Source organism: Sphingobium sp. DN12, from assembly GCF_051058005.1.
Classification (GTDB): Bacteria; Pseudomonadota; Alphaproteobacteria; order Sphingomonadales; family Sphingomonadaceae; genus Sphingobium; species Sphingobium yanoikuyae.
In genome coordinates this window covers 3368533-3393890 of record NZ_CP173717.1, presented here as the reverse complement: position 1 = coordinate 3393890, position 25358 = coordinate 3368533, and the positions used below count along the sequence as shown (strand labels likewise).

The window sequence follows — 25358 nt, the reverse complement described above, 5'->3', positions numbered from 1 at the left end:
GGGCCAGCGCCCCAGCAGCAATCTGCCCATCTGAAGGAACAGCCCATGAAACATGCCCTCCTCCTTCTCGCCGCCCTGGCAGGAAGCGGCAGCGCGCTCGCTGCAGCGAGCCCCCCTCCTTACCGGATCACCGATAAAATTGCCGGACCCGATGGGGGATGGGACTATGCCCGCGTCGATAGCCGGACACATCAGCTCTATGTCGCCCGTGCCCGCGAGGTGACGGTAATCGACACCCGCACCCACAAGATGATCGGCTCGCTAGGCGTCATCGCTCACGGTCATTCTGCAGTGCCGGTCTCGGACGATCGACTTCTGGTGACCAGCGGCGACGATGCAAGCGTAAGATTCCTTCAGCGTGCCAATGGCAAGCAACTGGCACGCTTGACCGTCGGATTGAAGCCGGATGCGGCGATCCTCTCCCACGATGGCAAGCGCGCTTTCGTCATGAATGCGACAAGCGGCACGATATCGGTCGTCGATGTCCAGAGCATGAAAATCGAAAGAACAATCAAGGCGAAACCGGGCCTGGAATATGCGGTACTCGACCGGACCGGCACCATGTTCGTCAATAACGAGGATTTCAGCGAGATCGAACTGCTCGACACCATCACGGGAAAGATGGGACAGTCGATCCCGCTTCCTGGATGCGAGGGCCCCAGCGGCCTTGCTCTCGACGGGAAGTCTACCCGACTGATCGCCGCCTGCGCCAATGGCAAGGCCGCGATAGTGGATGCGCGAAGCCGCCGCTTGGTCAAGCTTGTAGACATTGGGCGGGGACCTGACGCAGTCCTGATCGACGAGACCCATAGACTGGCCTTCATTCCTTGCGGCAAGGATGGGGTACTCGATATCTTTTCGCTCGAGGGCCCTGAGGTCCGCAGGATTGGCCGCGTGGAAACCGAAATTGGCGCGCGCACCGGCGCGATAGATCCGGCCACGGGGACGATCTATCTTCCGGTCGCCAACATGGTATCGCCGCCGAGCGGCAGCGGACCTCTGCAGCCCATGCCAGGCAGTTTCCATGTGCTTGTGATATCGCGCCGCCAAATTGCGGGTTGATCGTCAAATACCTCAGCGAGGAACCTCATGCCCTCTGTCCTGCAGAAATTATCCGCCAGGCATCGTATCGACAGCTATATACTGGTCATGTTCCTTGCGGCAGCAGCGGGCATATTGCTCTTCCTGAAGCTTGGATCCGAAATATTGGAGGGCGACAGCTTCGCGATAGACCGATATCTTCTCCAGTGCCTGCGTCGCAGTTCGGATAGCGCAATTCCGATCGGCCCCGCCTGGCTCCGATCGGCAATGGTGGATATTTCCGCGCTGGGTGGCATCAATCTGCTGACGCTCATCACCCTGTTGGCATCGGGCTATCTTCTTGCTGCGCGAAAGCAGGTAACCGCCCTCTTTCTCCCGATCTCCATTGCGGCTGGCGCCGCGATGAGCGCGCTTTTCAAAATTGAATATGCAAGGCCGAGACCGGATATCGTCAAGCATCTGGTGGAGGTCAGCTCTGCCAGCTTTCCCAGCGGGCACGCGATGAACTCCGCTATCGTCTATCTTACGGTCGGCGCCTTGCTGGCCAGAGCCGAGCAGGCTCCTCGAGTACGGATCTACATCATCTCCGTGGCAATCTGCCTCACCCTGGCGATCGGCAGCTCTCGCATCTACCTGGGCGTTCACTGGCCGAGCGATGTGGTAGCGGGATGGTGCGTAGGAGCGAGTTGGGCGGCCATGGCGTTGCTGATCGCACATCGGCTGCCGGGCGCCAGAGCAGGCGTTGGGCCAGAATCTCTTTCCGGTTCGTCCGTTTATCTGTCAAATCGCGATCATGAGTCTTAGCGACGATAGCGATCTTGAGCTCATTTATGGCGTTCATCGTGCTGATTTACGTCGCTTTCTGATCGCGCGCGTCGGAGATGCTGCCGAAGCAGATGATCTGCTTCAGGAATTGTGGGTGCGTGCCAGGAATGTGGCGGCAGGGCCGATCGGCAATGGTCGCGCCTATCTTTACAAGATGGCCCAGAATCTCGTTCTTGATCGACTTCGCGAGCAGCAGCGGCGCATGGCTCGGGAGCGGCGCTGGAACGATCAGGAAACCGATTTCACGGCACCGGGCATCGACCCGGTCGATCGGTCGCAAACCGCCGAGGACCAGATCATCGCGCGCGAGGAAGTGCAGCGCATCAAAACGGCGCTCGAGACGCTGCCGGAAGGGGCAAGAAGGGCATTCGAACTGCACAAGCTTCGAGGGCTGACACATGGCGAGGTGGCTGCGCAGTTGGGCATCAGCAAGAGCGGCGTCGAAAAACATATGGCCGTCGCCATGAAATATCTTCGCCGCGCGCTCACGGACTGAGGTAATGCCGTCACGATATCGTCACACAGTGATCAAACAGGTGGAAGGGCAATCGCCATGACGGCGCGTGCGGATTTTGACGAAGCGATGCTTGACCAGGCGATTGCCTGGCAGGCGGCGCTCGAGCACGACGATGCGGATTGGGACGGCTATCTCGCGTGGCTGGAGGCAAACCCCCGGCACCGGGAAGCCTTTGATTCGATTGCCCTGGTCGATGCTGCTGTCCGCGAACATCGGGACGTTCTGAGCCATGAGCCTTCTCCTCCTGTCGCCGAAATCGATCCAAGACACCGTTGGAAGCCGAGACTGGTGATGGGCGGTGCTCTCGCCGCTTGCCTGGCGCTTGCCGTTGCGCTCCCGACATTCTGGCAGACATCCAGACCCATTGCCTACAGCAACGAAGGCTCGGCGCCGCGCATGATCGCTCTGGCCAGCGGCACCAGCGTCACCCTGTCGCCGGGAAGCGCCATTCTGGTATCGGCAAAGAATGACGGGCAAATCGAGCTTGCGAAGGGGGAGGCCTATTTTGACGTCCGCCACGATCCCTCGCGCGTCCTGACCGTATCGGCCGGCAACTATCGCGTTACCGATATTGGCACCCGCTTTTCGGTCAATCTTGCAAACTCTGCCTTGCGGGTCGGTGTCGCACAGGGGGCGGTTTCCGTCGCCGGCGCGCAGACCGCTTCGGCAGTCAGGGTCGATGCCGGCCATCAGTTGGTCGGCAAGGATGGTCTATTGACACTCAGCACGGTAGAGCCCTCCCAAGTGGGAAGCTGGCGCAGTGGCCGGCTGACCTATACGAATGCGCCGCTTGCAATGGTGGCTGGCGACATCGAACGATATTCGGGCAAGAGGATTTCTGTCGATTCCGCGCTGGAGAACAAGCATTTTTCGGGCATTCTTGTCATCGGTGACGGATCGAAACTTGCCAGCGACCTGGCGGCCGTCATGGGGCTCGAAGTGCGTCAGCAAGGCGATCTTGTGCATATTGCTGCTGGCCGGTGAGATTGGCCCGGAAACGGTTCTTGCACGCGCACCGGTAGTCAGTCTCGATATCGCGCCCGGGCCGCTCATGGCCGCGATGGACAAATTCTCCGCCTCGACGGGTATCTCCATCGGCTTCAAGGCCAATGTCACACAACTGAAAACGCGTGGTGTGAAAGGGCGCTTGTCGCCCGAGGAAGCCCTGGCGCGGTTGCTCGAAGGAACCGGACTTCAAGCGCTCAGGATCGGTGATCGCCTCTATCGTATCGAGCCCAAGCCGGCGGTAATCGCAGTCCGACAATCCCCTCGCACGCCTGCCCCCACAGTGGCGCCTGCGGCAAGTGAAATCATCGTGACCGCGCAGAAGCGGCCACAGCCGCTCGCGAATATCCCCTTATCAGTATCCGTGCTGTCGCTTGATCCGCTGGGGGGAGCGAGAAGTCCGACGTCCCGCGACATCAGCCTCGACATGGAAGGCCTGGCCATGACCAACATGGGACCAGGGCGTAACCGACAGTTTATCCGCGGGGTTGCCGACAGCCCATTCAACGGCCTGAGCCAATCGACGGTTGCAGTCCAGGTCGATGAGGCAAGGGTGACATTCAATGCGCCGGATCCCGATCTCCGGCTCATCGATGTCGATCGGATCGAAGTCCTCAAGGGACCGCAAGGGCCGCTCTATGGTTCGGGCGCACTGGGTGGCATCTATCACATCGTCACCAGAAAGGCCGAACTGGATGACAGCTATGCCCTGGCGCGACTGTCAGCTCAGGCCGTTCAGCATGGCGAATTGGGCACGGGCGCCGAGGGCATCATGAACCTGCCTGTCGTCGATGGCCGCCTGGCATTACGCGCCGTGGGCTATCGTCTTCTGGAAGGCGGCTGGATATCCAATGATGGTTCCGACAAGGCGACCAATTCAACGGAGACCGTCGGCGCGCGGATAGCGCTGCGATGGCAGCCCTCAGAGCGATGGACGGTCGATGCAGGCTTCATGCTGCAGGACATCAATGCGCGCGACAGCCAATATGTGCTTCAATCCGACGAAATGCTGTCGCGTGATCATCCCATTGCCGAGCCCACCGACAATGATTTCAAGCTGTGGCATGGCACCGTCAAAGGCAATATCGGTACGCTGGAACTGACGTCGGCGACCAGCTATGTCGAGCATGGTTTCGACTATATTCTCGATGCCAGCAGCGCTGCCGACCAGTTCGGATTGACGGGCCAGGTCCGGTTCGACGATGATCGTCGATATACGGTGCTGAACCAGGAACTGCGCATCGCACCTCAAGGCGAGCAGCATTGGCTTGCTGGCCTTTCCTACCTTCGGGCGACCACTCGAGGGGAGGCTTCCGTCACCCCGGAAGGGGGCGATCCCGCCATAGTGGAAATCTACGATCGGCAGGTTGTCGAATATGCGATATTCGGTGAAGCGACCTTGCCGCTCTTCAATCGCCTGGATGCGACGATCGGCGCGCGCCTGTTTCAGAGCATCACGCGCGATGGAACCGGTGACGAACCCAGGATCACGCCCGTTCGTGCGCGCAAGACCATCCTGTCTCCCAGCGCTGCAATCTCCTATCGATTGAACGGATCAGGTATTGTCTATCTCCGCTATGCAAGGGCGATGCGTCCTGGAGGTCTGGCGCCTGCGGAAACCACGTCGGCGCGCCAATTCGATGCGGACGAATTGAGCACCTTCGATCTTGGCTTTCGCAAGACTGCCTTTGATGGTCGCTGGTCCCTTTCAGCTAGCACCTATTACACGCTCTGGAACGACATCCAGTCGGACTATCTGCTCGAAGATGGGCTGGTCTCTACCCGCAATGCAGGCAAGGGACGGATCATCGGAGCCGAGATCGCTCTGGATTGGAATCTGGGCAATGGCTTTACCATTTCCGCCGGTGGCAGCGCGCAGTCGGCCTTGCTCACGCGTGCGGCAGATGGCGTCAAGCTCGATGATCGCAGCCTTCCCATAGCCCCGGCCTTCGCTGGCCGGGCATCTTTTGGCAAATCCTTCGCCTTGGCCGGTGGCTGGCAGGCCAGGACCGGGCTGCAGGCCAATTATATCGGGAAAGCAAGATTGTCCTTCGACGATGATCTGGACCGAAGCATGGGCAATTATGCGACCGCGTCCGCCCATGCAGAGGCGACGCGAGGCCACTGGACCCTCAGCGTCAATATGGACAATCTGTTCGATATTCGGGGTGACAGCTTCTCCTTCGGCAATCCTTTCGCGATCCGGGAGGAAGCGCAATATACGCCAATCCGACCTCGCACCCTTACACTCGCCCTGGCGCGATCCTGGTAAGAGGCTGGCGATTGCGCAATTGATAGGTCGCAGAATAACCCACATGGTCAGACAGCATGGTTCCGTCCGGTTCATGGCCGAACGGGACATCGATGCTGCTCAACTCGAGGTCGGTACGTCGGCCAGGTGTGAAAAACTGCCAGTCGCGGGCGCGCTTCCTTGAAAAACGCGCATCGGCCGAAAGAGCGATGCCACGACGGGCCGCTTCTCCATAGGCGTCGTCAATATCGCCATCCTGACACCATCTGGACTGAGCCCTGGAGAGCAGCATTTGCTTGCGCGCTGGAACGCTGCCCACATTAAAGTCCCCAGCAACGATCAGGGGCCGCGATGGATCATGCGCGCTCGTAATGAAGTTGGTGAGATAATCGACCTGCAATCGGTAGGCGGCCAGCGATCGGTCATCCTGGACCCGTGACGCACGCCTGCTGTTCAGATGCGTCGTGACGATATCGACCCTGTCCCATTGCCCGGGGAGAGCGACGCTGACCAGCAGCGCGCCCTTGTTTGCCAGACAATCAAATCCTGCACAGGCAAAGGCCGGGAAGGCCATTTTCCGGACGCCCGCAATCGGATAATCGGACAGGATCTGAAGCCCGCTTCCGACATATTTGCCGAGCGTTTCACCATGATACCATGCGGCAGCGTCTGTCAGAGCATGCGAGCCGGACGGCAGATTTCCCTGTCCAGGCATCTGCGCGCCCGGACCTTCCACTACATATCGGTAGCCCGCTGCCCGGCCGATCGCCCGAGCGTCAGTCGTAAAGGCTTCCTGCAGAACGATGATGTGAGGTTGCGTCCCATCCTCGCGCATGGTCCGCAAATGCTGCACAATCTGCGCGAATGCCTGTGTCCGCCCTCTTGCGACGGGCCAGGGCAGACCATGGATATTATAGGTCAGCACGGACAAATGCCCGTCGAAAGGCAGCGGGAGCCTGGGCGTCAGATCCGGCGATGACGGGGTCGGTGCCGCAGCGCCGAGCATGCCCATGAGCGAAGCTGCGATCAGAACTGCCTTCGAGGTCCGCAAATTGTGTCTCCCGTATTCGCCGCCTGCGACGATGCGAATGCACGGGCACCTCAGTTTCCATCACGGAAAAAATTGCTGGGCTTGAAGCTGAGGTCTCCATCTCACCACGCCGTCGAGGCACGCAACGGGGAGATGTGAGCTGATGATTATATCTGCGCATCATGCGTTCGGGATCGTGACGCTGGTCTTATTCGGAGCTTTTGAAGCCATGCCGGCTCGAGCCGCCAATGAAGATCCACGCTATGCTCCCCTACTGGTAGCGAGCAATGCCAGGCTCTTGCACGGGATACCGGTTGCGCACGCCCCCAAGACCTACGCGCTTGCCGTCGCGACGCCCACCGATCATTTCGATCTGGCACGGGTCAGATCCCGTTCGCTCAATCTGCTGCTTGGTCCTTCCAGCCTGCGTCTGTCCGCCAACCGTGCCGCATCCTTTGTTCATCAGGATGGAAGCGCTGATCAGGATCGCTGGTCCTTGAGAAGCATATCCTTCAATGCGGCCATACCATTGATGGATATGCTGAACCTGTCGCTGAACGGGGATTACGCGCATATGGGGCGACGCCTCCATGTCGTGGAGATCAACCCCCGCCGGTTGTCGACCAATATTGCCAGTATCGGGCTTGCCATCGACGATGCGCGGGGCTCTCGCCTTTCCTTGGACTATCGGTCCATCTCTCGCCCGTCACGGCATGATGCCCTTACTCGCCTGGCGGAGACGCTGGGGGGCGCCCCATTGACCGGTTCTGGCCCTGAGCTTGCCCTTGCCAGTCCGGCACCGGGGGTCTCCGGATCGATCGATTGGCGCCTTTGCGTCAGTGACATGCGTCGCCCCGCAATGGATCTCACCGGCCTGGAGGGATCAGCCATTGTCAACGATGCGCGCGCCCTGGCCAGCTTTCGCTATCATCTATGAAAGAGAAGCGACTTCTATTCTCGATCCACGACGTCGGACCAGCTTTTGAGGGCCAGGTGGATCGCCTCGTCGATCATGTCGCCCCCTATGTGCGGCTTGACCGGACCGCGATGCTGGTGGTCCCCAACCATTGGGGCGATCATCCTATTTCGGCGCGCTCACCCTTTGCTGGCCGGGTTCGCCGATGGGCGGAAAGCGGCGCGGAGATTTTCCTGCATGGCTGGTTTCACCGTGACGGAGCCAGCCACGGCGGCCTTGGCGCCCGGTTCAAGGCTCAGCACATGACAGCTGGCGAGGGAGAATTTCTCGGACTGGATCTCGCCACGGCCCGTCAGCGGCTTGCAGACGGGCGGGCCCTGATCGAGGAGATTACCGGTCAACCGATTGCCGGCTTTGTTGCGCCGGCCTGGCTGTATGGAGAACCCGCCCTGACAGCGCTTGAGGAACTCGGTTTCCCAATTGCGGAAGATCATATGAAGATTTGGTCACCCATGACTGGGCAAACTCTGGCGCGTGGACCGGTCATGACATGGGCCAGCCGGAGCAAACTCCGCATGGCATCATCCCTGGCGGTCGCATATCTCCTACCGCCGCTATTGCACCGGTCGGAGAATTTCAGGGTCGCCGTCCATCCCGGTGACACGACCCAGCCGGCTATCATGCTCAGCATCAATGATGTTCTGCAGCGGGCGGTCCTGACCCGCCGGCCGAGCCGCTATGGGCATTTGCTGGACGATTGAACCGAATATGCGCGTGCTGACATTTCTTCACAGCTTCGAAGCCGGCGGCGTGGAACGTATCGCGCTGCGTCTTGTCCGCGCCTGGCGGGGCGCCGGTATTGAAGCCCCTCTCTTCATGGGTCGGTCCGATGGCCCGATGCGGAACGAACTCGCCCGCGCGCTCGAATTCCATCAGCCACGCCAGCCCCCCTTTTCCACCAGGCGGTTCGAGACGCTGTGGATGATGATTACCCTGCCGGCCGTCATTCGGCGGCTCCAGCCTGATCTGCTATTTTGTGCCGGCAACAGCTACACGGTCGTTGCGCTGGCGATGAAATTGCTGCTTGGCAGGCGTTGTCCCCCTATTGTCGCCAAGATCAGCAATGATCTCGAGCGCAGGGATATGCCCATGCCGATCCGCACGCTGTATCGGCTATGGGTGCGCCTCCATGCCCGGTTCATCGATCATTTCGTGGGTATGGAACATGCAATGGAAAGGGAGATATCCTCCGCCATCCACATCCCATCGAGATGCATCTCCATCATAGCCGACCCTGCGATCGACCAGCGCCAACTCGAGACTTTACGAGCCGGTGCCACTGGCCGTCGACGGCAGGAAAATGAGGGCCTTCAATTCGTGGCGGTCGGAAGGCTTGTCCCGCAGAAGAATTTCGGGCTCATGCTTCGCGCCTTCGCCGTCGCTGCAACAACGCGCGATTGCCTGACGATATATGGAGACGGGCCGGAGCGCGAACGCCTGGCTGCGCTGGCCCTGCAACTAGGCATAGAAGATCGGGTTCGTTTCAAGGGCCATGTGCCCGATCCGGCGAGGCACCTCACCGGATTCGATATTTTCTTGCTATCGTCCAATTATGAGGGCGTACCAGCGGTGATCATCGAAGCGCTCGGCGCCGGACTTCCGATCATCGCGACCGATTGCAGTTCCGCCATGTCCGAACTCACGCAACATGGACGTCTGGCGACGCTCGTCCCTGTCGGCAATCTCTATGATCTGGCTGCTGCGATCGCTGCAGCCCGCCGCATGGATCAATGCGAGGATGCCAGCTATTCCCAGGCGAAACGTTTCACGATCGAACAGGCATGTGGCGATTATATCACCTGTTTTAAACATGTTACATACAACTCTATCTCCGAAAATAATTGCCATCCGCAAGCTGAGGTTCGGTCCTGAGTGCGCCGTCCCATGGGTGACGCAACTATCAAGAGACGATCATGACGGACCCGAATTCAGGTGGTTCAGTCCTTTCCTCAAATCTCGTTTTCCAGCCCACGGTGCCAGCCATTGGCACCATGATCTCGCCAGAGCCGCTGATACGGACAGGGCGCAACTGGACGATATGGGCGGGGCCGATCATCTCGCTGCTGATCCTGCTGGCGGTCCTGCAGCAGTTCAGGGGCCTGGACACGGCCCACCTCCTGCAGCTTCTGCCGACAACACCCATATTCTGGACCGCGTTCGCCGCCTATTATCTTGCCGGCCCGATCTCGGAATGGGTCATTTTTCGGCGACTCTGGCATATTCCAGCGGCGGGCTTCGGCGCGCTTCTTCGCAAGCTGGTGAGCAACGAGATTCTGCTGGGCTATCTTGGCGAGGTCTACTTTTACGCATGGGCCAGGCGTAGCGCCGACATCAGGTCCGCACCCTTTGCGGCGCTCAAGGACGTCACCATCCTGTCTGCGCTCGCCGGCAACGTCGTGACGCTGATCATGATGATCTTCGCCTTCCCGCTTCTGGGCAGCGGCGTCGCGGGGATTGGCAGATGGGAGATATCGGGATCCATCTTCTTCGTCCTGCTGACGTCCATGCTTGCCATGCTTTTGCGCAATCGGCTGTTCGCGCTGCCTCGGCACGAACTGTGGCTGATTTCCGCCATTCACGTGCTGCGTATCCTGGCCACGACATTGCTGGCCGCCATGATGTGGCACCTGCTGCTCCCCTCGGTGGACCTGAGCATGTGGATCATCCTTGGAACGATCAGACAGTTGCTTTCCAGGCTGCCCCTGCTTCCCAACAAGGACGTCGTCTTTGCGGGTGTGGCCGCTTTCTTGATCGGACGGGACAGCGACATTGTTTCGGCGATGGCTTTGATGGCCACGCTGATTCTTGCCGCGCATCTTGTTGTCGGTCTGCTTCTGGGAATGAACGGCCTGATCAAGGATCGGACATGATCCTGTTTGCCATGATGTCCGCTGCGCCGATCCCTTCATCGCCAGATCTGGGCAAGGCTGAGGGGCTCTGTCGGCCAAATGAAAGCGGGTCAGCCTTTCTCGTGTCGGTCGAGGGACTGAAGGACCGCAGGGGACGCCTCAAGCTTGAGCTCTACCCAGCAAATGACGCCGATTTTCTCGCCGACGACAATATCCTGATTTCGGAAGGTAAGGTGTTTCGGCGGGTCGAGGAAACCGTCCCCTCCCAGGGGTCAGTGACGCTGTGCATCCGGGCACCAGGCCCCGGCGTCTACGCGATCAGCTTGATGCATGATCGCGATGCCAACCGGAAATTCTCGCTCTCGATCGACGGCGTAGGTTTTGCGGGCAATCCCAAACTCGGATTGTCGAAACCGTCAGCGGCAAAGGCATCGGCGCGCGTAGGCGCCGCTCCGGCCCATATTCCCATCAGGCTCAATTACCGGCGCGGCCTGTTTTCCTTCGGACCTTTGGAGCGCTAGCCCATGCGAATTGTCGACGTTTGCGCTTTTTATGCGCCGCAGGGCGGCGGGGTTAAGACCTATGTAGAGCGGAAACTGCATGCCGGCGCAGCGGCGGGGCATGACATAATCATCCTTGCGCCGGGCGAGAAACTGGCGCGGCGGCCTGCGCGCGGCGGGAGCGTCGTGACCATTCCAGCCAAGCGTTTTCCGCTGGATCGGCGCTATCATTATTTCGATGATGAGGCAGCGCTGCATCGCATGCTGGACGCGCTTGCCCCCGACCTGGTCGAAGCATCGTCGCCATGGTCGAGTGCCTCCATGGTTGCACGCTGGCGCGGCGATGTCCCGCGCGCACTGGTAATGCATGCAGATCCTCTGTCGGCTTACGCCTATCGCTGGTTCGGCAATGTTGCGCCGCGGGCAGCCATCGACCGGGGCTTTGACTGGTACTGGCGACATTTGCGACGGCTCGGACAGGCTTTCGACATGGTCGTGAGCGCAAATGACAGTCTTTCCGCGCGCCTGCGCGCCGGGGGCGTCGGTTCGGTCTGTACCGTCCCCATGGGGGTAGAGCCCCATATTTTTACCCCGTCGCATCGCGACGCAGCTTTGAGGCGGCATCTTCTCGCGCGATGCGGCCTGGATGAAAATGGCCTGCTGCTGATGGGGGTCGGCCGGCATGCACCCGAGAAGCGATGGCCAATGGTCATACAGGCTGCGACGCTCGCCGGTTACCGTCGGCCCGTCGGCCTGGTGCTCCTGGGTGATGGTCGGGACAGCGCGCGGGTGCGCCGTGCAGCCGCGCACAACCCGCATATCCATCTGCTGGCGCCGACGACCGACCGGCGGCGACTCGCGAGCCTGCTGGCAAGCGCCGATGCCCTCGTCCACGGGTGCGAGGCAGAGACCTTCTGCATGACCGCCGCCGAAGCGCGCGCCAGCGGCGTCCCCGTGATCGTGCCCGATGAAGGAGGCGCTGCCGATCATGCGCGTTCAGGAATCGGTCTCCGTTTCCGTGCAGGTGACACGGCAAGTCTGGTTGAAGCGATAGAAAATTTCGCAGCTACCGATCCGGACATTTGGCGTAGTCGAGCCGCAACCGCGGCAGCTTCAGTCACCACGATGGACGAGCATTTTTCTTGGCTGTTCGAGGCCTATTCCTCGCTGCGAACTGCTGTGCGCCATGCAGCCTGAAACCTCCGCATCGAAAATGGCGCCCTTACCCGGCCAACCGCCCGCACAGCGCGGCCGCCTCCGCCGCAGAAATCTTGTGAGGTTCGATGTGGAACCCGAAAAGAAGCATCCCGTCCTATCTTCCCTCGAACCCGCCTTCCAGCGCCAATGCACCTGTCGGTGCTGGCCCCTCATGGTCAGGATCATATGGTGGGCGCTCAGAAACGATCGTTGATAGCGTAGGGCAGGAGAGGGGGATGGCGCCCTCCAGATCGTTATCGGACCATTAGTTTCAACGAGCGCAACAGCATTTCCCATAATTTTCGCTGCACAGGCATTTCTCGACTGAGGCACCCCTTGGATGACGCCGTCCTGCCGGCACGGGCATCCAGCCTGGCAGGGGATCTTCATGCGGCTTTTCATCGTAATTGCAGTATTTTGCTGTGTCCTGCTCACGCCGCGATTTGCTCAGGCGTCCGACCGGACGTGGCGCGATACCAGTAATATCGGTCGAGACGCGCTGGTGATTGCCGCGCTCGGCACGCCCCTCGTTCAGGAGGATTGGCAGGGCGCGCTTCAGGCAAGTGGAAGTGTCGGTGCCGCGACGCTGGTGTCTCTTGGACTGAAGGATATCTTTCCCGAAACCCGCCCGGATGGCAGCGACCGGCGGAGCTTTCCGTCCACCCATACCGCCACTTCCTTTGCGGCAGCTGCAACGCTCCAGAACCGCTACGGCTGGAAAGTCGGGCTTCCAGCCCATCTGGTTGCGACCATCGTCGGAATCTCTCGTGTCCAGGGTACCAAACATCACTGGTATGATGTCGCTGCCGGGGCCCTTCTGGGCGAAGCATCAGGCCTGCTTCTCACGACCAGGCGCAACAACAATATTCGAATGCTTCCCTGGAGCGATGGGCAGGGGGGCGGGATTGCAATGGCTTTGCGATTTTGAGGGCTGTAGCCACTTTTCCAGCAAAGATGGACAAATGGTATAGTTGGCGAGATTTGGACGCCAGACAAGTTCGATAGGGCTCGAACCGATCCATTTATCGGTGAGCAGCATGATCCGAACGACCTCTCTCCTATTTCTGCCATTGAGCGCGCTCGTAATGCTCGGCGCCTGCAGTCAGCAGGGCAAGCAGTCTTCTTCGCCTCCATCCCATGGTGAGGTTGTCGCGCATGAGACCGAACTGGTCAGGCTGACGCTGAAGCCCGAAGCTGTAAAAAGGCTCGGCATCGAGACGACCAGGGTTGGTGCGGGAACGGCTGCGCTGGCGCGAGAAACGAGCGGCGAAATCGTCGTTCCCAATGGGACTGGTGGCGTACCCACCGGTGCTCTCAGCAATCTGGCACAAATTGGTGCCAGCCAGGCGAGCGCCGACGGCGAGGTCGAGCGGACGCGCGCGCAGGTTCGGCTCGCGCGCATTGCGCTGGAACGCGCCAGCAGGCTCGTTGCAGAAGAAGCTGGAAGCGTCAGGGCGCGGGACGAGGCTGCGGCAGCGCTCGCAACAGCCCAGGCCCAGGCCCAGGTTGCGATCGAGCAACGACGCTTGCTCGGGCCCGCGGTTGCGTCGTTGGGCAACCAGTCACGTCTCTGGGTCCGCGTTTCCGTCGCCGGCACAGATGTTGCTGCCATCAACCGCAATGCATCCATCATCGTCGCGCCCCTGGGAACAACGCAGGGAGGACGCAAAGGGACACCGGTTCAAGCCCCGCCGTCGGCCAATGCAGTAGCTGGTACGGTCGACCTCTATTATGCGCTCGATAATAGCGACCAATTCTGGCGCGTGGGACAGCGCGTCGGCATTCGACTTCCCCTCGGCAAGACCCAGGAAGGGCTTTCCGTCCCAGCCAGTGCGATCGTGCGGGACATTTACGGCGGAGAATGGGTCTATCTCCAGACGGCGCCGGGCAATTTCATCCGGCAGCGCATCGAAGCCCTGTCGAGCGGGCAGGATGGCGCTGTCGTCATCCGCGGCCTGGCGCCTGAAGCACAGGTAGTTTCGGTCGGCGCCATGGAACTGTTCGGCACCGAATTCGGAGTGGCGCACTGATGCTCGCCTGGCTCGTCCGCAGCGCACTTCAGCAGCGCGTCATCGTTCTTGTTCTTGCCGCTATCCTGGTCGTGCTCGGACTGCGGGCATCGACCGATGTGCCGCTGGATGTCTTTCCAGAATTTGCGCCGCCGATCGTGGAGATTCAGACCGAAGCGCCAGGGCTCTCGACGGAGGAAGTCGAAAGCCTCATTACCGTTCCGATCGAAACCCAGGTGAATGGCGTGCCTGGTATAGCCACGCTGAGGTCCAAGTCGGTCCTGGGTCTTTCGTCCGTGGTCATTCTCCTGGAGCGCGGCGCGGATGTCTTCCGTGCAAGGCAGATGGTGCAGGAGCGGGTTACCCAGGCACAGGCTCGACTGCCTGCTGCCGCACGCCCTCCGATCATGCTGGCCCCGCTTTCGTCGACCAGCCGCGCCATGAAGATCGGCATTTCCTCGAAAAAGCTCGATCAGATGGAACTGTCCGAACTGGTTCGCTGGACTATTCGACCCAGGCTGATGTCCGTGCCTGGCGTCGCCAATGTCGCCATGTGGGGCATGCGCGATCGTCAGCTTCAGGTTCTCGTCGACCCTGACAAGCTACGTGCGGCTGGGGTCACTCTCAACGAACTGCGCCTGGCAACCGGTGATGCCGTCCTGGTGGGAGGCGGCGGCTTTGTCGACAACGCCAATCAGCGCCTCGCGGTGCAGCAGCCAAGCGCCGTTCAAACAGCCGACGACCTTGCTCGGACTGTCGTCAAATTGACCGGCGATGCACCGATCCGCGTAGGCGATGTTGCCCGGGTGACCGAGAGCTATGCCGCGCCGATCGGGAACGCGATCATTGATGATGGGCCAGGCATCATGCTCATCGTAGAGAAGCAGCCGACAGGCAACACTCTCGAACTCACGCGCTCGGTCGAAGCTGCCCTGGAGGAGCTCAAGCCCGGTTTGCAGGACGTCAAGGTCGACAGCAGCATCTTCCGACCTGCGACCTTCATCGAACGCTCGATCGACAATCTCACCCGCGCACTCGCGATTGGTTGCTTCCTCGTGGCGGTCGTTCTGTTTCTTTTTACCCGGGACTGGCGGCAGGCGATTATCAGTCTGGTCGCCATTCCCCTGTCGTTGCTCGGTGCCGGGCTCGTCCTGCTCTGGAGCGGGGCGACCATCAATACCATGGTTATTGCCGGTCTGGTGATCGCGCTTGGAGAGGTCGTCGACGATGCCATCATCGACGTCGAGAATATTGCCCGGCGGCTCCGCCTCAACCGCGAGGCCGATAATCCCAGGACGCCATTCGAAGTCGTACTGGCAGCGTCGCTAGAGGTGCGCTCTGCGGTGGTTTTCGCGTCGCTGATCGTGATGTTGGTCTTTCTCCCCATCTTCTTCCTGGGCGGGGTCGCGGGCACATTCTTCCAGCCGCTCGCCATTGCCTATGTCCTGGCGATCGCAGCATCGCTGCTGGTTGCGCTCGTCGTAACCCCTGCCCTTTGCCTGTTTCTGCTACCCAATGCTCCGGTCAAACATGAAGGTGACACGCGTTTCGTACGAGCGCTCAAGGGGCGTTATGGAGCAATGCTGCCTCGTATCATTGCCGCACCGCGTGCGGTTATGATCGTGATCGGAGCGGGCCTGCTTCTGGCGGGTGTTGGCTATGCGACTTTCAAGGATCAGTTCCTGCCGGAATTCCGCGAAACCGATTTCCTCATGCACTGGCTCGAAAAACCCGGAGCCTCCATCGAAGCCATGGATCGGATCACCATCCGGGTTTCCAAGGAGCTTCGTGCGATCCCGGGCGTCCGTAATTTCGGCGCACATATCGGGCGGGCGGAAGCGGCCGACGAGGTGGTCGGCCCGAACTTCACCGAGTTGTGGATAAGTCTCGACGAGAAGGCGGACTATGACGGCAGCGTGGCCAGGATCAAGGAGGTGATAGAAGGCTATCCTGGGCTCTTCCGGGATGTGCTCACCTATCTGCGCGAACGGATCAAGGAAGTTCTGTCCGGTGCAAGCGCGACGGTTGTGGTGCGGATCTTTGGCCCCGATCAGAATGAGCTTCGTGCTGCTGCGGACCGGATCAAGCAACAGGTAGCCGGAGTGGAAGGCGTAGCGGACCTCAAGGTCGAGCAGCAGGTTCTGGTCCCGCAGATCCGCATCCGTCCCCGCAGCGGCGATCTGGCAACCTTCGGCCTGACGCCGGGCGAGGTGCGCCGCCAGGCACAATCCCTCGTTGCCGGACAGAAGCTTGGCGAGATTTACCGCGATCAGAAAGCCTTTGACGTGGCGCTCTGGGGAGAGGCAGCGACCAGAGGCGACATGCATGCCCTCGCTGATCTGATGATCCAGACGCCCAACGGCGGTGCGGTACGCCTGCGCGATGTGGCGGACGTGGCAGTGGTGCCTGCTCCCAATGAAATCAAGCGCGAGGATGGTCAACGACGCCTCGATGTGACGCTCAACGTCAGTGGTGCGGACCTGGGCACAGTCGCCCAGGCGGTTGAGTCCATCGTGGCCAGGACCCGCTTTGCTCAAGGCTATCATGCCAAGGTCCTTGGCGAATATGCAGCACTCAAGGAGTCGCGCCAGCGACTTTGGACGACCGGCCTATTCTGTCTTGTCGGGATATTGGTGCTGGTGTGGATGGAGTTCCGCTCTCACCGGATCACTGCGCTGGTTGCGGTCAGCCTTCCTTTCGCGCTGGTCGGTGGCGTTGTGGCGGTGGCGTTCACCGGCAGCCTCTTGTCGCTGGGATCACTCGTCGGCTTCGTCACCGTCATCGGCATCGCGGCACGCAACGGCATCATGCTCCTGTCGCATTATCACCATTTGCGTGTTCATGAGGGAGAGGCTTTTGGTCCATCGCTTGTTCTGCGCGGAGCAGAAGAGCGGCTGGTTCCCATCCTCATGACTGCAGCCTGCGCGGGCCTTGCGCTTGTGCCGCTGATCGTGGCGGGGAACGCGCCGGGCCATGAAATCGAACATCCCATGGCGATCGTCATTCTTGGTGGACTTGTATCATCCACGCTCCTCAATCTTTTCCTGATGCCTGCCCTCTACGCTCGGTACGGCGAGGATGCGGCTGGGCCGGCCGAGCCCTCGCCCCAAGATGCTCGCATGAAGGGAGCAGCAATATGAAAACGGCCATCCTTCACGCGTGCCTGATGACTGCTGGACTCCTGGCAAGCGGCTGTGTCTCCCAGCAAGGCGCGCCACCCGCATCGGGCCTTACCCAGGCTCCGCCTCCCTTTTCGCGTGGCGAACATGTGATCGACCGACCCTTGCCGGAAAACTGGTGGCAGCTTTTCAATGACAGCCAACTCGATGCGCTTGTTGAAGCGAGCCTCGCAGCTAATGCCGATCTTCGCGCAGCCTTTGCCAATCTCGAAGCAGCGCGCGCTGCGACCCGGCAGGCGGACGCAGCGCGACTTCCGCAACCGATCCTCGAAAGCAGCGCAGCGATCGACAATCCTGCAGGGCAGCCAAGCGCAGCCAATGTGTCGAGCAGTGATTATGATGCCGCAGCAACCATAAGCTGGGATATCGATCTGTTCGGTCGGCTGCGTGCGGGAGCGCTGGCCGCCCGCGCTGACGCGCAGGCGCAAGCGGCCGCGCTGGATGGTGTGCGCGTGGCCGTGGCGGCAGATACCGTGCTCGCTTACATCGATCTATGTGCGGCGCGTCAGAATGGGGCGGTGGCCTACAAGATTGTCGATGCGCAGGAACGCAATCTCAAGGCCGTTCGCGAACAATTGTCGGCAGGGGAAGTGTCTCCCCTTGAGGTCGCGCAAGCCGCCAGCCTGCTTGAAGCATCGAGAGCTACGATCCCGGCTTTCGATGCCGCTGCCGCCAGCGCAAGATTCCGGCTCGCAACGCTTCAGGGCTTGCCGCCTACCACCCCCCAGATGGCCAAGGTTGATTGCACGCTGCTGCCCAGAGCGAGCAGCGAAGTGCCAATAGGCGACGGTGCTGCACTGCTGGCACGTCGGCCCGATATTCGCGAAGCAGAGCGCAAGCTTGCTTCGGCAACAGCCAAGATCACCATCGCGCGGGCCGAACTCTATCCCAGGATCACGCTGGGCGGCGCATTGGGACTTCTGTCCGGCGCTTTTTCTGCCAGTGCCTCACCGCTAATTTCCTGGTCCTTCCCCAACCAGGCGCCGGCGCGCGCCAAGATCGCGCAGGCGCAGGCAGCCGAACGCGCTGCGCTGGCTTCGTTCGACAACGCCGTTCTGCGCGCCCTCAGGGAAGTCGAAACCGGACTTGCAGGCCTACAAAGCGAAGCCATCCGGAACCAGGCGCTTGATCGGGCAAGAGAGGCAGCAGGGCTTTACGCCCGTCGAACCAGTGCCCGGGCCAGGATTGGCGACGCGTCGCCATTGCTGGTGATCGATGCCGAACGAACCCTTGCAACGGCTGCTCTTCAAAAGGGACAGTCGGATCATCTGCTGGCACAATCCTATATCTCCCTGTTCCGTGCGCTGGGCGGTGGATGGCAGCGAGCACCTGAGCCGCTCGATCCGGTCAGGGTGATGGAGTAGAAGAACGCATGCATATCCTGATTATCGAAGACGATGGGGAAACACGCGAATTCCTCAGCCGAGGCCTCAAGGAAGTGGGGCATGCCGTGACCCTTGTGGAGGAAGGACGAGAGGGACTGTTCCAGGCAACGGACAGCAATTATGACGCGATCATCGTTGATCGCATGCTGCCAGGACTGGACGGTCTATCCCTGCTCAAGATGCTGCGCGCGACCGGCGACCTCACGCCCGTTCTCATGTTGACCGCAATTGGTCGAATAGCGGATCGGGTAGAGGGGCTCGAGGCAGGCGCCGACGACTATCTGGTCAAGCCCTTCGCCTTTTCCGAGCTCCTCGCCCGCTTGAATGCCCTTGGTCGACGGCAGGCACCGCAAGTCGAACAGTCCCGGCTGACCGTTGGCGACATCGATATCGACTTTCACAGGCGCACAGTGCATCGCGGAGGAAAGAAGGTCATTTTGCAACCGCGGGAATTCTCGCTGCTCGCCGAACTCATGCGCAATTCTCATCGCGTGGTTACCCGAACGATGCTGCTCGAACGCGTATGGGACTTCGACTTCGAGCCCAAGACCAATATCGTGGAGACCCATCTCAGTCGGCTTCGCTCGAAGCTGAATGCGGGCTTCGATGTCGATGCGATCGAGACGGTTCGCGGCGCGGGTTACATGATCAGGAGCAATTAATGCCCCGCCCATGGAAAACGACCTTTGGCCTTACGGCACTGGTTAGCCTGGCCTTCGTTCTGGCGACGCTTGTGATCGGGCTCTTGGCCTATGCGCTGACCCATGAGGCGATGGAGGTGCAACTGGACCATCGAACCGCCACCGAGACGAGCGCCTTGCTGGAGCGGGCGGGTGCTGGCGGAACCCCGGCACTGGCCGAACTCATTCATCAGCGCGATGCCGGGCACAGCACGGCAAGCCTCGGATATATTCTGGTCGATCCCCAAGGACGACGGCTGGCCGGCGCACTGGATGCGCAAATTCCGGCAAAGGCAGGATATTTCGAATTACTGCACTACGGGAAGGATGGCGCCATAGCCCAGGCACTCATCACCGATCTGCCCGACGGCAGCCGCCTTCTGGTGGCAGCAGATCGCACGGTGATTGACGAGATGGACATCACGATCCTGAAGCTGTTTTCGGCCTCATTTGCCGCCATGCTTCTTCTGGCTGTCGGGGGCGCCTGGACCGTTGGCGCTGTAACGCGCAGTCGATTGCGCCGATTCGACGATGCGGCCCAGGCCATTATCGGAGGAGACCTGACCCAGCGCATGCCGCTGGACGGATCTGACAACGAGTTCGACGGCGTCGCCAAGTCGCTCAATCATATGCTGGACCGCAATGCTGCCCTGGTCGAGAATCTTCGACAGGTGTCGAGCGATGTTGCGCATGACCTTCGAACGCCACTGACGCGCCTGAATAATCGTCTGGATGAAGCACTCGCCTTCAGCGGAGACAAGCGCACGCGCGCGATCGAGGCGGCAATAGCAGAATCCCATGAACTGCTCGAGGTCTTCTCGGCCATCCTTCGCATATCCGAAATCGAGGCGGGCACGCTCAAGCGAGATTTTCAGGAACTGGCGCTTGGAGATCTGGTCGAGGATGTGGTCGAAACCTATGCGCCCGATTTCGAGCTTTCAGGTCATGCGCTGCATTCGACCATCCATATGGGGCTTCGCATCCGGGGCGATGCCCGATTGCTGTCCCAACTCATCACCAACCTGCTGGATAATGCGCTGCGGCATACGCCGGCTGGCACGACGGTCGCGCTCAATCTGACTGCCAGCGAGGCTTTCGTTATTCTTGAAGTCTGCGATGATGGTCCCGGTGTTCCGGCAACCGAGCGTGATCGACTGTTCAGCCGTTTTACGCGGACCGAAGCCAGCCGCACCACCGACGGACATGGTCTGGGCCTGGCCCTTGTCTCTGCTGTCGCGCAAATCCATGGGGGCTGTGCGACCGTTCTGGACAAGCCCGGTTTTGCTGTAGAGGTTCGTCTCGCGCGATAAGTTACCGGAACATTGGGGGGCATATACAACATCCCAACCTTATCCCTGGGCCAGTTGCACGTCCCGACCGAAGCGCTAACCCCCCTCGCGAATGATAACTATTCGCATTAAATGAAGGGGATCTAACCTTGCAATATTCAGCGATTTTCCGATCGGCGCTGCTTGCGTCGACTGCGCCCGGCATCCTCCTTTCGCTGGTCTCCCCCTCACTCGCAATAGCCCAGGAGCAGGTTCTCGGGTCCGTAACGGTCACGGACACCGCGATCGATGATCGGGAAGCCGAAAGCTCCTACAAGGTCAGCCGCAGCATCAGCGCGACGCGCACGGATACGCCGCTGATCGATGTACCCCAGTCGGTCAATGTGGTGTCGGTCAAGCAGATCGAGGATCAGGCAGCCAACAGCATCGGTGACGCCATACGCTATGTCCCGGGCGTTTTCTCGGCCCAGGGCGAGGGTAATCGCGAAACGCTGGTGATCCGCGGCAATTCGACCACCGGCGACTTCTTCGTCGATGGCATGCGCGACGATATCCAGACCTATCGCGACCTCTATAACATCGAGAAGCTGGAAATCTTCAAAGGACCGAACGCGATGATCTTCGGCCGGGGCGGCGTAGGCGGCGTGGTCAATCGCGTTACCAAGGTTGCGGACTGGAATCTTCATCGTGCCTTCCGACTGGAAGGCGGAAGCTTCGAGCATAAGCGCGCCCAGTTTGATCTGGGCACGCCGATCAGCGATTTTGCAGCTGTCCGACTGACCGGTGTCTATCAGGACAGCGACAGCTATCGCGATGGCGTCAACTATAACCGCTGGGGCTTCAACCCGACCGGCTCATTCAAAATTGGTCCCGATACGACCATTTCGCTTGGATATGAGCATTTCGAGGATGAGCGCGTCGCCGATCGTGGCGTTCCCGCTCGGTTCGGCGCTTCGGCGACCAATATCGTTGGCCCGCTTCGCACGCCGCGCGGTCAGTTCTTCGGCGATCCGACCCAGAGCCCTACCGGTACGAATACCGACGCCGGTTCGCTGTTCATCGAACATAAGTTCAGCGACACGGTCTCGATCCGCAACCGCACCCGCTATGCCGACTATGACAAATATTATTCCAACGTCTTCCCCGGCGCGGTCAACGCAGCTGAAACGAGCGTGAGCATCTCGGCCTATCGTGCCACCACGCAACGCAAGAATTTCATCAACCAGACCGATTTCAATGCGATCTTCAATACCGGCTCCATTGAGCATACCCTGCTCGTGGGCGCTGAATATGGTCACCAAAAATCCGACAATATTCGGGAAGAAGGGCGTTTTGCAGGCAATGCAAGCTCGGTGACCGTGCCGATCTCGGCGTCTAATGTTCGTTTGCCCACCAGCTGGACCATGATTTCGAGCAGCACGAACAGCAACGGCGTGGCGGAGGTCGCGGCCGGCTATGTCCAGGACCAGATCGCCATCTCGCCCATGTTCGATATCGTCGTGGGCGTGCGCTACGAGCATTTCAAGACCACGCTGCACGATCGGCGCAGCCTCGCCTTCCGGACGAGCGGCAGCACCATATCTCCCGAATATTATGACGTGACCGACAATCTCTGGTCTCCGCGCGCCGGCCTCATCTTCAAGCCGGCCGAGAATGCCTCCATCTATGCAAGCTACTCGCGTACCTACCAGCCGCGTGGTGGCGACCAGTTGACCGGCCTTTCGCTTTCCAACGCCAGCCTGGCGCCGGAGAAGTTCCAGAACTACGAAATCGGTGCGAAGTGGGACATTCTCCCCACGTTCAACCTTGCCGCCGCCATCTATCAACTGGATCGCGACAATGTTCTGGCGCTGAGCGATCCCAATAATGCGGCCTCGCCGACGGTGCCGATCGGACGGCAGCGCACCAAGGGCATCGAACTCAGTGCTGCGGGCAGCATTACCAAGCAGCTCAGCATGGTCGGCGCCTACACCTATTCCGACGGCACCTTCCTCGACAATGTCTCGGGCACTGTCCAGGCAGGGAACATCCTGCCCAACATGCCCAAGCACAGCGCCTCGCTCTGGACCCGCTTCGATCCGATCGAACAGCTCGGCGCTGCGCTGGGCGTGATCTACCAGGGCAAGCGCTACGCCTCGACCGACAATTTCGTCGCGATGCCCGGCTATACGCGGCTCGATGGCGCCGTCTATTTCGACATCGCGCCAGAGCTGAGCCTGCAGGTGAATGTCGAGAATATCCTTGGCAAGCGTTACTATCTCTATGCCCATAGCAACAACAACATCACGCCAGGTTCACCGACTGCGGTGAAGGTCGGCCTCAGCGCGAAGTTCTGACCATGTCCAGCCGCTTCCTTCCTTTGAAGCGCTTCACAAGGGAGGAGCGGCTGGCAATTTGCCTTCTGCGTGGTGGCAGCAGTGCCAAAGTCGGAGAGGCCGCTATCCGGGCATTCGCAGCACTGGGTGAACACGCCACCGAGCGAGGCTTCGTGATAGCGACATTGTCCAGCCCATTTGTGAACCAGGATGAGATCCGGCTTCTTGGGGGCATAGCAGCATTCCAGCGCCAGATACCGCCGATGGACATCGGGCTGCCGGCGCACCTGCACGCATTGCTGGACGCGTGCGCAGCAGGCCTGACCCGGCGTGGCGGCAAACTTGATTTTCGTAATGTCGCCCGGTGCCCAGGTCTTCCTGAACAACGGGCAAAGAAGCGACAGGATCGTTCGATCCGGCTCATAAATCGCACATATGGCGCCCCCAAACAGGCAGTTGTCTTTGCGGTTTTGCGCGATCGTGACACGGCAACAATCGCCGATCTCGGCCGAATGGGCGTGTCTCGCTCGGTCGTCAGCAAGATGACCAAGCGTGGCTTGATCGAGAGGGTGGGCTACGGCGTTTATGCCTCGCCGGCCTCGAAGCGCCGAGGATAGTGCATATGTCGCGCCTAGAGGAACATGCGGCCGGACATTCGTCCGGCCTCACACATCAGTCTGAAGAGGTGACATAAGCAGGACCAAGTTCGTCCAGCGATTTCACGCCGACTTGCGCCATGGCGAGTTCGAACTCTGCCCGTATCATGTGAAGCATATGGGCAACGCCGGCCATGCCTGCCACCGCGAGGGCATGAAGTTGCGGCCTACCAATCATGACCGCGCTGGCACCAAGGCTAATCGCCTTGAGGACATCCGTGCCGGTACGCACACCGCTGTCGAGAAGGATCGGGCATTTTCCATCGATCGTACGCGCGATCGATGGAAGCGCTTTCATGGGCGTGATGAGACCGTCGGTGACGCGTCCGCCATGGTTCGACACGACAATGGCATCAACGCCATGATCAAGTGCCATGCGAGCGTCAGCAGGAGAAAGGATGCCTTTCAATATGATCGGCAAACTGGTCTGCTTGCGCAGCCACGCGATATCGTCCCAGGTTGGTGCGGCGTCGGCCAGCGCCGTTCCAAAGATGATCTGCCCGCCCGCAGCCGCGCTGTTCTGGACGCTGCGGGGCATTCCACGGAGATTGGCGGCCTCGACCCCTTCCGGCAGTGCGAATTCGGATCGCTTCATGGCCGCATCGATCGTTACCATGAGGACGCAATAGCCAGCAGCCTCGGCGCGTCGCACCAGTTCAAGCGAATGCCCTCGATCAGCCTGGAAATAGAGCTGGAACCAGAGCCGCGGCGTCTGGTCACGCTCCATGGCCTGGCGCGCGGCATGCGCAGCCCAGGCAATGTCCTCGAGAGGAATGCTGGAAAGAGTGCTCCCGTTCTGGGTATGTCGCTCAGATGGCAAAGCTCCGCATGGTGGGCGGCGACTTTATATTGGCAGCAGCCATGGCATGGCGGATCCTGGCAAAAGCTGTCGGTCACATCAATGACGCCAAATGTCTTGAGTTGGTCGGCACGAGCCCTATAGCAAGTCCTGCGCATCCTCGTCGGCAAGCGTTCTGCAGAAGGCCAATGTGGCCAAAGGAGAACGATCATGGAGATGCCTGAAACAGAACTCATCGCCACCAAGCGCCCGGTTTGGAATGCAGGAAGGACCGTGGGCGCCAAGCGGGCGCTGAAACCGAAGCAGATTTGGGAAATCCGTTTCTACCTCAATCAGCGCCGCCGCCTACGAGATCGGGCGCTGTTCGATCTGGCGATCGACAGCAAGCTTCGGGGCTGCGACCTCGTGCAGATCAAGATCGGCGACCTTGTAAGCGGCGGGCAGGTCCGAACGCGGGCAATCGTCATGCAGCAGAAAACAGGTCGGCCCGTTCAATTTGAGCTGCTGCCAGATGCTCGAGCGAGCTTGCTGGCATGGCTCGAACGCCGGGGCGGAACAGTGGACGATTATGTTTTCCCAAGCCGGGTTGATCACAATGGGCACCTGAGCACACGGCAGTATGCTCGGCTTGTCGACGAATGGGTGACAGGTGTCGGCTTGATGCGGAGCGAGTATGGCACGCACTCACTTCGCCGAACGAAGGCATCGATCATCTACAGGGCGACGGGCAACCTTCGCGCCGTTCAGATACTGCTCGGCCATAGCAAGATTGAGAACACGGTGCGCTATCTAGGGATCGACGTAGAGGACGCGCTTGCCCTTGCAGAAAACACGGAGATCTGAATCTGCTGGCGC

22 protein-coding genes are annotated in these 25358 nt (G+C 60.3%); 20 read left to right on the top strand and 2 right to left on the bottom strand.

Annotation, left to right across the window (positions count from 1 at the left end):
• Positions 1-45: 45 nt before the first annotated feature.
• Genes ACI6S0_RS15920 through ACI6S0_RS15900 form a run of 5 tightly spaced genes read left to right on the top strand, consistent with a single transcriptional unit; the run spans position 46 to position 5660 of the window.
• The gene (locus ACI6S0_RS15920) at positions 46-1062 is read left to right on the top strand and encodes a YncE family protein (protein WP_010335878.1); all 1017 of its coding nucleotides are present in this window, start codon (positions 46-48) and stop codon (positions 1060-1062) included.
• A 27-nt stretch (positions 1063-1089) separates the two neighbouring features.
• Positions 1090-1845 carry a phosphatase PAP2 family protein gene (locus tag ACI6S0_RS15915; protein ID WP_017183063.1) on the top strand — a complete coding sequence of 252 codons (756 nt, stop codon included), beginning with the start codon at positions 1090-1092 and terminating at the stop codon, positions 1843-1845.
• A complete protein-coding gene (locus ACI6S0_RS15910; RefSeq protein WP_010335880.1) occupies positions 1835-2362 on the top strand; it encodes an RNA polymerase sigma factor in 528 nt (175 codons plus the stop codon). The genes ACI6S0_RS15915 and ACI6S0_RS15910 overlap by 11 nt, the downstream gene beginning before the upstream one ends.
• Before the next feature lie 57 nt (positions 2363-2419).
• On the top strand, positions 2420-3367 hold the full coding sequence (locus tag ACI6S0_RS15905) for a FecR family protein (RefSeq protein ID WP_017183064.1): 948 nt from the start codon (positions 2420-2422) through the stop codon (positions 3365-3367).
• Complete coding sequence (locus tag ACI6S0_RS15900; protein ID WP_017183065.1) at positions 3351-5660, top strand: TonB-dependent receptor domain-containing protein; 2310 nt, start codon at positions 3351-3353, stop codon at positions 5658-5660. Before ACI6S0_RS15905 ends, ACI6S0_RS15900 begins: the two co-directional genes overlap by 17 nt.
• Here the strand turns inward: ACI6S0_RS15900 and ACI6S0_RS15895 are convergent.
• Entirely contained in the window at positions 5632-6690 is a 1059-nt protein-coding gene (locus tag ACI6S0_RS15895; protein WP_037509330.1) for an endonuclease/exonuclease/phosphatase family protein, read from the bottom strand. The two genes, ACI6S0_RS15900 and ACI6S0_RS15895, sit on opposite strands and share 29 nt — an antisense overlap.
• Positions 6691-6832: 142 nt before the next feature.
• Between ACI6S0_RS15895 and ACI6S0_RS15890 the strand changes: the two genes are divergently transcribed.
• The 14 genes from ACI6S0_RS15890 to ACI6S0_RS15825 all read left to right on the top strand — a co-directional run bounded on the left by ACI6S0_RS15890 (position 6833) and on the right by ACI6S0_RS15825 (position 23665).
• Positions 6833-7606 carry a hypothetical protein gene (locus tag ACI6S0_RS15890; protein ID WP_037509331.1) on the top strand — a complete coding sequence of 258 codons (774 nt, stop codon included), beginning with the start codon at positions 6833-6835 and terminating at the stop codon, positions 7604-7606.
• Positions 7603-8346 carry a DUF2334 domain-containing protein gene (locus ACI6S0_RS15885; protein WP_037509333.1) on the top strand — a complete coding sequence of 248 codons (744 nt, stop codon included), beginning with the start codon at positions 7603-7605 and terminating at the stop codon, positions 8344-8346. The genes ACI6S0_RS15890 and ACI6S0_RS15885 overlap by 4 nt, the downstream gene beginning before the upstream one ends.
• Positions 8347-8353: 7 nt before the next feature.
• Entirely contained in the window at positions 8354-9517 is a 1164-nt protein-coding gene (locus ACI6S0_RS15880; RefSeq protein WP_051887075.1) for a glycosyltransferase, read from the top strand.
• A gap of 41 nt (positions 9518-9558) precedes the next feature.
• Positions 9559-10515 carry a hypothetical protein gene (locus tag ACI6S0_RS15875; RefSeq protein WP_230588555.1) on the top strand — a complete coding sequence of 319 codons (957 nt, stop codon included), beginning with the start codon at positions 9559-9561 and terminating at the stop codon, positions 10513-10515.
• Entirely contained in the window at positions 10512-11015 is a 504-nt protein-coding gene (locus ACI6S0_RS15870; RefSeq protein ID WP_037509337.1) for a DUF2141 domain-containing protein, read from the top strand. The genes ACI6S0_RS15875 and ACI6S0_RS15870 overlap by 4 nt, the downstream gene beginning before the upstream one ends.
• A 3-nt stretch (positions 11016-11018) precedes the next feature.
• Positions 11019-12191, top strand: a complete 1173-nt coding sequence (locus ACI6S0_RS15865; protein ID WP_037509339.1) for a glycosyltransferase — start codon at positions 11019-11021, stop codon at positions 12189-12191.
• Between the two features lie 388 nt (positions 12192-12579).
• Positions 12580-13119, top strand: coding sequence for a phosphatase PAP2 family protein (locus tag ACI6S0_RS15860; protein WP_010338368.1), 540 nt, complete (start codon positions 12580-12582; stop codon positions 13117-13119).
• Between the two features lie 109 nt (positions 13120-13228).
• The gene (locus tag ACI6S0_RS15855; protein ID WP_010338369.1) at positions 13229-14221 is read left to right on the top strand and encodes an efflux RND transporter periplasmic adaptor subunit; all 993 of its coding nucleotides are present in this window, start codon (positions 13229-13231) and stop codon (positions 14219-14221) included.
• A complete protein-coding gene (locus tag ACI6S0_RS15850; protein WP_010338370.1) occupies positions 14221-17340 on the top strand; it encodes an efflux RND transporter permease subunit in 3120 nt (1039 codons plus the stop codon). Before ACI6S0_RS15855 ends, ACI6S0_RS15850 begins: the two co-directional genes overlap by 1 nt.
• Positions 17337-18743: an efflux transporter outer membrane subunit gene (locus ACI6S0_RS15845; protein ID WP_029547837.1), complete on the top strand. Its 1407-nt coding sequence runs from the start codon at positions 17337-17339 to the stop codon at positions 18741-18743. The genes ACI6S0_RS15850 and ACI6S0_RS15845 overlap by 4 nt, the downstream gene beginning before the upstream one ends.
• Positions 18744-18751: 8 nt before the next feature.
• The gene (locus ACI6S0_RS15840) at positions 18752-19426 is read left to right on the top strand and encodes a response regulator transcription factor (RefSeq protein WP_010338372.1); all 675 of its coding nucleotides are present in this window, start codon (positions 18752-18754) and stop codon (positions 19424-19426) included.
• The gene (locus tag ACI6S0_RS15835) at positions 19426-20754 is read left to right on the top strand and encodes a sensor histidine kinase (protein WP_010338374.1); all 1329 of its coding nucleotides are present in this window, start codon (positions 19426-19428) and stop codon (positions 20752-20754) included. Before ACI6S0_RS15840 ends, ACI6S0_RS15835 begins: the two co-directional genes overlap by 1 nt.
• A gap of 128 nt (positions 20755-20882) precedes the next feature.
• Entirely contained in the window at positions 20883-23069 is a 2187-nt protein-coding gene (locus ACI6S0_RS15830; RefSeq protein WP_037509342.1) for a TonB-dependent receptor, read from the top strand.
• A 2-nt stretch (positions 23070-23071) separates the two neighbouring features.
• Complete coding sequence (locus tag ACI6S0_RS15825) at positions 23072-23665, top strand: type IV toxin-antitoxin system AbiEi family antitoxin domain-containing protein (RefSeq protein WP_037509343.1); 594 nt, start codon at positions 23072-23074, stop codon at positions 23663-23665.
• Between the two features lie 55 nt (positions 23666-23720).
• On the opposite strand, the gene ACI6S0_RS15820 is transcribed toward ACI6S0_RS15825, so the two are convergent.
• Positions 23721-24524: an alpha-hydroxy acid oxidase gene (locus ACI6S0_RS15820; protein WP_137405280.1), complete on the bottom strand. Its 804-nt coding sequence runs from the start codon at positions 24522-24524 to the stop codon at positions 23721-23723.
• Between the two features lie 189 nt (positions 24525-24713).
• On the opposite strand from ACI6S0_RS15820, the gene ACI6S0_RS15815 reads away from it, so the two are divergent.
• A complete protein-coding gene (locus ACI6S0_RS15815) occupies positions 24714-25346 on the top strand; it encodes a tyrosine-type recombinase/integrase (RefSeq protein ID WP_010338379.1) in 633 nt (210 codons plus the stop codon).
• Positions 25347-25358: the final 12 nt, after the last annotated feature.